General features: G+C 63.4%; 7 protein-coding genes and 1 tRNA gene. All 8 read right to left on the bottom strand.

The window, feature by feature from the left end:
- Window positions 1–146: 146 nt before the first annotated feature.
- Window positions 147–239, bottom strand: a tRNA-Ser gene (locus VJR68_RS16935).
- A gap of 80 nt (window positions 240–319) precedes the next feature.
- Window positions 320–526, bottom strand: a complete 207-nt coding sequence (gene csrA, locus VJR68_RS16930; RefSeq protein WP_188796865.1) for a carbon storage regulator CsrA — start codon at window positions 524–526, stop codon at window positions 320–322.
- 273 nt (window positions 527–799) lie between these two features.
- Window positions 800–3436: an alanine--tRNA ligase gene (alaS, locus tag VJR68_RS16925; protein WP_324149688.1), complete on the bottom strand. Its 2637-nt coding sequence runs from the start codon at window positions 3434–3436 to the stop codon at window positions 800–802.
- A 74-nt stretch (window positions 3437–3510) separates the two neighbouring features.
- A complete protein-coding gene (locus tag VJR68_RS16920; protein ID WP_324149686.1) occupies window positions 3511–4008 on the bottom strand; it encodes a regulatory protein RecX in 498 nt (165 codons plus the stop codon).
- Between the two features lie 49 nt (window positions 4009–4057).
- Window positions 4058–4687: a short chain dehydrogenase gene (locus VJR68_RS16915; protein WP_324149684.1), complete on the bottom strand. Its 630-nt coding sequence runs from the start codon at window positions 4685–4687 to the stop codon at window positions 4058–4060.
- 2 nt (window positions 4688–4689) lie between these two features.
- Entirely contained in the window at window positions 4690–5727 is a 1038-nt protein-coding gene (recA, locus tag VJR68_RS16910; protein WP_324149691.1) for a recombinase RecA, read from the bottom strand.
- Window positions 5728–5792: 65 nt separating this feature from the next.
- Entirely contained in the window at window positions 5793–6365 is a 573-nt protein-coding gene (gene thpR / locus VJR68_RS16905) for an RNA 2',3'-cyclic phosphodiesterase (protein WP_324149681.1), read from the bottom strand.
- A gap of 140 nt (window positions 6366–6505) precedes the next feature.
- Window positions 6506–6800: CinA family protein (locus VJR68_RS16900; protein WP_324149679.1), on the bottom strand; the 295-nt coding region annotated here is incomplete at its 5' end.

Here is a 6800-nt window from a genome sequence, read left to right as displayed (position 1 = left end):
TCACCCCTCCGCGCTGCGCGCTCCGGGGCCAGCCTGCGGCTGTCCAAATTTGTTCCAGACAAATTTGTCGAACCGAAAGGATTCTCATCAAAACCTCTCTCTCCGCCACCCATAAAAAAACGCCCTTGCGGGCGCTTTTTTATGGGTGGCGGAGAGAGAGGGATTCGAACCCTCGATAAGGCTTTTGACCCTATACTCCCTTAGCAGGGGAGCCCCTTCGGCCTCTCGGGCATCTCTCCATGTTTTGTCCCCGTGCGTCACACAGCTATCACGGGAGCCGGAAAGGATACCGGCCGTTGCCCGTCAGGTAAAGGGGGAATCAACGTCCGCCTGACTCGCCGGTCGCGCCGCCGTCGTTCTCGCTCTCACCTTTGATGCGCTGGTAAATCTCCTCACGGTGCACGGCAACGTTTTTGGGCGCATTGATACCAATGCGGACCTGGTTGCCTTTAACGCCGAGAACGGTAACGGTCACCTCGTCGCCGATCATTAGGGTTTCCCCGACCCTGCGGGTCAGAATCAACATAGCTGTTACTCCATTTAATGCTTGTGGTCACAGGCCGTCTGCATGTTGTTGCCTCACCCCTGAGCACATCACCACGCAGTTCTGACGTTAGCGTCCGTCAAAGGCCTTACCGCCTTCCCCGGCTCTCCAATCGCCGAATTGCTTCGAAAAACAATTCGGCACTTAAACAGTGCCACCGCAACCAGCGACACCGATATCTGACCGATACTAGCCGAGCCCCTGCGCTGGGTGCAATCTATACAGATTCTTGACAGCAGGTCCATACGCGGCGCATCAACTTGCCAATTGTTTACCGATCCAGGCCACTGTACTGGTCAAAATGTCAGGCAATTGTGGTTTGTCGATACCGCCGCCTTGTGCCATGTCCGGACGCCCGCCACCTTTTCCATCGATCTGATTGGCGACGTGCGCTACCACGTCGCCAGCCTTGACGCGACCGGCTGCTTTGCCGTTCACGCCGGCCACCAGTGAAACACGCCCATCCGCCGCGCCTGCCAGCACGACCACGCAATCGGTCAGCTGCTGTTTCAGCTGGTCGACACCATCGCGCAGGGCTTTTGCGTCCAATCCTTCCAGGCGCGCCGCCACGACTTTGATGCCATCGATGTCTTGGGCCGATTGAGCAAGATTGCCGGTCATCGAGCCCGCCGCCTTGGCGCGCAATGACTCCAATTCGCGCTCCAATTTCTTCTGGCGGTCGAGTAATTGACGCAGCTTTTCAGTGACGTCGTCACCGCTGGCCGAAAGCAGGTTCGATAGCTCGTTTAAGCGGCGTTCTTCTTCGGTGACATACGCCAACGCACCGTCACCGGTTACCGCTTCGATACGGCGCACGCCGGATGCCACGCCGGATTCACTGACAATCTTGAACAGTCCGATGTCGCCAGTGCGGCCCACATGCGTGCCACCGCATAGCTCGGTCGAGAATTCGCCCATCTTCAGCACGCGCACTTCATCGCCGTATTTCTCGCCAAACAAGGCCATGGCGCCGAATTCGATCGCTTCGTCGTAGGCCATGTGGCGCACTTCGGCTTCGACGTTGCGACGCACTTCGATGTTTACCAGCGCTTCGATCTTGGCCAGCTCCTCGCGAGCAACCGGCTTGAAGTGCGCGAAGTCGAAACGCAGGCGATCCGGCGCCACCAGCGAGCCCTTCTGTGTGACATGCGTACCCAGCACTTTGCGCAGCGCTGCGTGCAACAAGTGCGTGGCGGAGTGATTGAGCACCGTGGCCTGACGGCGCAACGTGTCGACACTGGCGTCCAGCACGTCGCCCGTGCGCAAGGGTTGTGCACCATGCCAGCGACCGGCGTGACCGAAGAAAACGCCGCCCATCTTGATCGTGTCGTTCACTGCAAATCGACCCGCGCCGTTCGACAGCGTGCCGGTGTCGCCGACCTGGCCGCCGGATTCGGCGTAGAACGGCGTTTGATCAAGGATCACCAGGCCTTCTTCACCTTCCGTGAGCTGCCCAACCTGCTTGCCGGCCTGCACGATGCCGACCACCTTGCTGGCGCGGCTGGAGAGCGTTTCGTAGCCGAGGAAAGCGGTCGGCGCCAGCTGGCTGGCCAGTTCGGCGGGCATCTGGCCCTTGGCCTCGAAACGGCTGGCGGCACGTGCGCGCTCACGCTGCTGCTCCATGGCCTGTTCGAAGCCGGCCATGTCGACGCTGAGTCCACGCTCGCGGGCAATGTCGGCGGTCAGATCGACAGGGAAGCCGTAGGTGTCGTACAGGCGAAACGCATCTTCACCAGCGATCGTGTTGCCCGATTTGGTGGCCACCTCGTCGAACACCCGCATGCCGTGCTCCAGCGTTTCGCCGAAACGCTGTTCTTCCGTGCGCAACGCGTCTTCCACGAAAGACTGCTTGGCGGCCAGCTCGGGATACGCCGCGCCCATCTCCTCTACCAGCGGCTGCACCATCTTCCAGAAGAAGTCGCCGCGCACACCGAGCATCCAGCCATGGCGCAGTGCGCGGCGGATGATACGGCGCAGCACATAGCCGCGGCCTTCGTTGGACGGCAGCACGCCATCGACGATCAGGAAGGAGCAGGCGCGAATGTGATCGGCGATCACGCGCAGGGATTTGTTGGCGAGATCCGGCGTCTTGGTGAGCTCCGAGGCCAGCTTGATCAGATGCTGGAACAGATCGATTTCATAATTGGAGTGCACGTGCTGCAGCACGGCGGCCAAGCGCTCCAAGCCCATGCCGGTATCTACGCACGGCGCCGGCAGCGGTGACAGCGTGCCATCCGGTGCACGATCGAACTGCATGAACACCAGGTTCCAGATCTCGATGTAGCGATCGCCGTCTTCCTCCGGCGAACCAGGCGGCCCACCGGCAACGTCAGGGCCATGGTCGTAGAAGATTTCCGAGCACGGGCCGCACGGGCCGGTATCGGCCATCTGCCAGAAGTTGTCGGAAGCGAACGGCGCGCCCTTGTTGTCGCCGATGCGCACGATGCGTTCGGCCGGTACGCCGATTTCCTTGGCCCAGATGTCAAAGGCTTCGTCATCGGTGTGATAGACGGTGACCCACAGCTTGTCCGCCGGCAGCTTCAACACGACGGTCAGCAACTCCCATGCGTAGCGAATGGCATCGCGCTTGAAGTAGTCGCCGAACGACCAGTTGCCCAGCATCTCGAAGAAAGTGTGATGGCGCGCGGTGTAGCCCACCGCATCCAGATCGTTGTGCTTGCCGCCGGCACGCAGGCAGCGCTGTACGTCGGCCACGCGCGCATAGGGCAGTTTTTCGCTGCCGAGGAACACGTTCTTGAACTGCACCATGCCCGAATTGGTGAACAACAAGGTCGGATCGTTGGCCGGCACCAGCGAGCTGGAGGGCACGATGGTGTGGTCCTTGGCGCGGAAATAATCGAGAAAAGCGGAGCGGATGTCGGCGGTTTTCATGGAGTTCGAGGCACAAGACGAAAAGGGCGCCACAGGGCGACGCCACCGGCCCTCAGCCGGCCCGCGCGGGGGCCTCAAGGGGTTTCGTCAGCAGCATCGTCCACGTCGGCGTGGGTAACATCCCGTACTGTGGCGGCGGGAAAGCCGCGGCGCAAGAGGAATTGCGCACGTCGGGCGCGCTCGGCGGGGTCCGTGGTGCCTGTCGTGCGGTAGCGGCGACGCAGTTGGGCGGCGGCGGATTCAGCCCAATCGATGTCTGCTGCGTCCAGCAAGCTGCGAATGCGTGCATCGGGCAAGCCGTGGCTTTTCAGCTCCGCACGCAGGCGCATCGGGCCATAGCCCTGGGCGGAGCGATTGCGGATCAAGGCCTCGGCGAAGCGGTCGTCATCTTGGTAATGCTGCTCGCCCAAGCGATCGATCGCCGCGCTGGACTCGTCGCGGGCGTAGCCACTGCGATCCAGTTTCTGATGCAGTTCTTTGCGGGAATGATCGCGCCGCGCAAGCAAGCCCAGCGCCTTGTTGTAGGCGCTGGCTTTGGGTTTGGCGTTGGGATCGTCGTCGCGTTTCTTCATGACTGCGCGAAGCTGCCTCCCTTCGATGAGCAGGGAGGGAGAAGCGGTATCAAAACACTTTGTACACCTGCCCCGTCTGCGCCCCTTCCACGCTGCGCGCAAACGCCAGCGCCGCACGCGCCGCGCTGACAGGCTCAAAACCACGAAAGAACGGCGCATAGGCAGGCATTGCCTCGGTCAGCACATTCGGACTCACCGCATTGATGCGCAGACCGCGCGGCAACTCGATCGCCGCTGCACGCACGAACGCCTCCACGGCACCGTTCACCAGGCTTGCAGAACTGCCCGCCACGATCGGCTGCTCGGACAAAATACCGGTGGTCAGCGTGATCGAGCCGCCATCGCGCAGATGGTCACGTGCCGCGAGGGCCAGGTTCACCTGCCCCATCAGCTTGTCGGCAATGCCGAGCGTGTGCAGCGATTCGCCGTAAGCCGCCGGCTTGAAATCCGCCAATGGCGCGAACGTGACCTTGCCCGCGGCACTGATCACCGCGTCCAGCTCGCCCGCTTGCTGAAGGGCGTTGCGAATGCTGGCGACATCGGTCAGATCGATGCGAAGGCTGCCGGAGTTGCGTCCGGCAGCCACCACTTCGTGGCGCGATGCGAGTTCCGCCTCTACTGCACGTCCCAGTGTGCCCGAGGCGCCGACGAGCAAAATCCTTAGCCGCCGCTCAGACATCCTCAGGCTTCCTCTACGGCTTCTTCGGAAGTCGTCATGGCGCCACCGGCGCTCACCAACAGGCGTGCACGCAGTTCGCGATCGACCTCATCGGCAATCTTCGGGTTGTCGCGCAGGAACTGACGTACGTTTTCCTTGCCCTGGCCGATGCGGTCGCCCTTGTAGCTGTACCACGCACCGGATTTCTCGATCAGGTTCTGGGCGACGCCCAGTTCGATGATCTCGCCTTCGCGCGAGCTGCCCTCGCCGTACAGGATCTCGAATTCGGCCTGGCGGAACGGCGGCGCCACCTTGTTCTTCACCACTTTCACGCGCGTTTCGGAGCCGATGACCTCTTCGCCCTTCTTCACCGCGCCGATGCGGCGAATGTCCAGGCGCACGGAAGCGTAGAACTTCAGCGCGTTACCACCGGTGGTGGTTTCGGGGTTGCCGAACATCACGCCGATCTTCATGCGGATCTGGTTGATGAAGATCACCAGGGTGTTGGAGCGCTTGATGTTGGCCGTGAGCTTGCGCAGCGCCTGGGACATGAGGCGCGCCTGCAGGCCCATGTGCTGGTCGCCCATCTCGCCCTCGATCTCGGCCTTGGGCGTGAGCGCCGCCACCGAGTCCACCACCACCACGTCCACCGCGGCGGAGCGCACCAGCATGTCGGCGATCTCCAGGGCCTGTTCGCCGGTGTCCGGCTGGGAGATGAGCAGGTCCTCCACCTTCACGCCGAGCTTGCCGGCGTAGACCGGGTCGAGGGCGTGCTCCGCGTCGATGAAGGCGGCGGTGCCGCCCTTGCGCTGGATCTCGGCGATCACCTGCAGGGTGAGCGTGGTCTTGCCCGAGGATTCCGGGCCGTAGATCTCCACCACCCGGCCGCGCGGCAGGCCGCCGACGCCGAGGGCGATGTCCAGGGTCAGGGAGCCGGTGGAGACCACTTCGAATTCGCGGGTGGCGGCGTGATCGCCGAGGCGCATCACGGAACCCTTGCCGAACTGCTTCTCGATCTGGCCGAGCGCGGCGGCCAGGGCTTTCTTGCGGTTGTCGTCCATCGGAACCACCTTCAGGATCGCGTTCATCGTCATTATCCTTCTGTTGCCATTATTCCACAGTTGATTCAGAGCAGTGAGGCTTGCCTGCCGAGCGTGCAGCGCGCGAGCGGCGTGTAACGCACGCCGGCGGCCAGGGTCTCGGAACGCATCAATACGAACTCGCGCACTTCCCAGGGGATGCGCACCGCCGCGGGCAGCGCGCCTGCGTGGCGCACCCAGCGCGCCAAGGTCACGTGCGGCACGAACTTGTCGGCCTTCGGCGGCAGGCGCGCGGCCTGGAGCCGGCGGCGCAGCTGCATGGCGAGCTCGCGCAGGGTGTCGGGGGTCTGCCGGCAGCCGTACCAGAGCACCTGCGAGCCCGGCCAGTAGCCGATCTCGTCCAGGTCGAAGCTGAAGGGCGCGGCCGCCACCTCCGCCGCCGTGTCCGTGGCGAGCGCGGCGACGCGCGCTTCCAGGTCCGCGGCCACGTTGCCGAGGAAGGCGAGGGTGATGTGCAGGTTCTCGCGGGAAGTGGGGCGCCCGCCGCTGGCCTGGACCGCGTTGCGGGTGGACTTATAGATGGAATCCCCAGCACCCTGGTCCGGGCAGAGGGCGAAGAAGAGGCGCGCGCCGGCCGGCTGGGTATCCGGGGTATTCACTGGGGTGCTTAGGGGAGATCGCTGCGGCATCTCTTAAGGCCCGTCCCCGGCAGCGGTACAGGGCTGTACCCAGGATTTTGCCGGTGTCTGTATTTATATACAGTACTGGATAAAAAGTCAAGGCCTGGGGAGATTAAACCTCAAGGGAGCCCGTCCCTCAAGCCCTCCAAGGCGGCAGCCACCGTGGCCCTTCTAATAGCCTCCCGGTCCCCCTGAAAGAGGAACTGACGGGCGGTCACTTGGCCTTCGGCCCAGCGCCAGGCGATCCAGACCGTGCCCACCGGCTTCGCAGGGCTGCCCCCATCGGGTCCAGCGATGCCGCTCACGGCCACGGCGATGTGGGTGCCGCTGCCCTCGGTCGCCCCCGCCGCCATCTCCCGCACCACGGCCTCCGAGACCGCGCCCTCGGCATCCAGGGTCGCCTGCTTCACGCCC

This window comes from Dyella sp. (assembly GCF_035277725.1).
Taxonomy (GTDB): Bacteria; Pseudomonadota; Gammaproteobacteria; order Xanthomonadales; family Rhodanobacteraceae; genus Dyella_B.
This window is presented reverse-complemented; position numbering and strand designations above follow the sequence as displayed.

What these genes read in the sequence shown, in the direction of transcription:
- csrA (WP_188796865.1), bottom strand. Translation starts at nt 526, where the DNA reads ATGTTGATTCTGACCCGCAGGGTCGGGGAAACCCTAATGATCGGCGAC.
- VJR68_RS16915 (WP_324149684.1), bottom strand. Translation starts at nt 4,687, where the DNA reads ATGTCTGAGCGGCGGCTAAGGATTTTGCTCGTCGGCGCCTCGGGCACA.
- VJR68_RS16920 (WP_324149686.1), bottom strand. Translation starts at nt 4,008, where the DNA reads ATGAAGAAACGCGACGACGATCCCAACGCCAAACCCAAAGCCAGCGCC.
- recA (WP_324149691.1), bottom strand. Translation starts at nt 5,727, where the DNA reads ATGGACGACAACCGCAAGAAAGCCCTGGCCGCCGCGCTCGGCCAGATC.
- alaS (WP_324149688.1), bottom strand. Translation starts at nt 3,436, where the DNA reads ATGAAAACCGCCGACATCCGCTCCGCTTTTCTCGATTATTTCCGCGCC.